The organism is Tabrizicola thermarum (genome assembly GCF_003574395.1).
In the GTDB taxonomy this organism is placed as follows: Bacteria; Pseudomonadota; Alphaproteobacteria; order Rhodobacterales; family Rhodobacteraceae; genus Tabrizicola; species Tabrizicola thermarum.
The window spans coordinates 1-878 of the sequence record NZ_QMJY01000045.1; the positions used below are offsets into that span (position 1 = coordinate 1).

At 65.7% G+C, this 878-nt stretch carries 1 protein-coding gene; it reads left to right on the top strand.

Translation table 11 applies throughout. From position 1 onward, the window contains the following. Positions 1-49: 49 nt before the first annotated feature. Positions 50-878: IS110 family RNA-guided transposase (locus D5084_RS09085; RefSeq protein ID WP_128515193.1), on the top strand; the 829-nt coding region annotated here is incomplete at its 3' end.

Here is an 878-nt window from a genome sequence, read left to right on the forward strand (position 1 = left end):
CATCGATGTGCCAAGGTGGGTCTGCGAGGATCCACAAAGGAGGACGGTCATGCTGGATGTTACCACTGTCGGGCTCGACCTGGCGAAGAATGTGTTTCAGGTGCATGGGGCTGACGGCGCGGGCCGTGCGGTTCTGCGCAAGAAGCTGCGTCGGGATCAGGTGCTGGCGTTCTTCTGCCAGTTGCCACCTTGTGTTGTCGCGATGGAAGCCTGCGGCGGCGCGCATTTCTGGGGGCGCGAGATCGGCAAGTTGGGCCACGAAGTGCGGCTCATCCCGCCTGCCTACGTCAAGCCTTTCGTCAAGCGGCAGAAGAATGATGCGGCCGACGCCGAGGCGATCTGCGAGGCAGCACAACGCCCGACGATGCGCTTCGTGCCGGTGAAGAGCGAGGAGGCCCAGGGGGCCGCGATGGTCTTTCGAGTCCGAGAGCTGCTGATCCGGCAGAGGACGCAGGCCATCAATGCCCTGCGTGGCCACCTGACCGAGTTTGGGCAGATCGTCCCCCAAGGGGCGGCGAACGCAGCGAAGCTGATCGCCATCGTCGAGGAGCCCGAAAGCGGCTTGCCGGCCGACGCCATCGGAACGCTCAAGGTTCTTGTCGCAGCCCTGACCCATCTCGAGGCCGAGATCGGCAGGCTTGATGCCGAGATCGCTCGTCGGGCGAAGACGAACGAGGTGGCTCGGCGGCTGATGACAGTGCCGGGCATCGGGCCGCTGATCGCCACGGCCATTGCGGTTCTGGCCCCGCCGCCCGAGACATTTCGCAAGGCACGCGACTTTGCCGCCTGGCTGGGTCTGGTGCCACGACAGCATTCGACCGGGGGCAAACAGCGCCTTGGGGCCACGACGAAGATGGGCGAGCGCTCCCTCCGGCGGC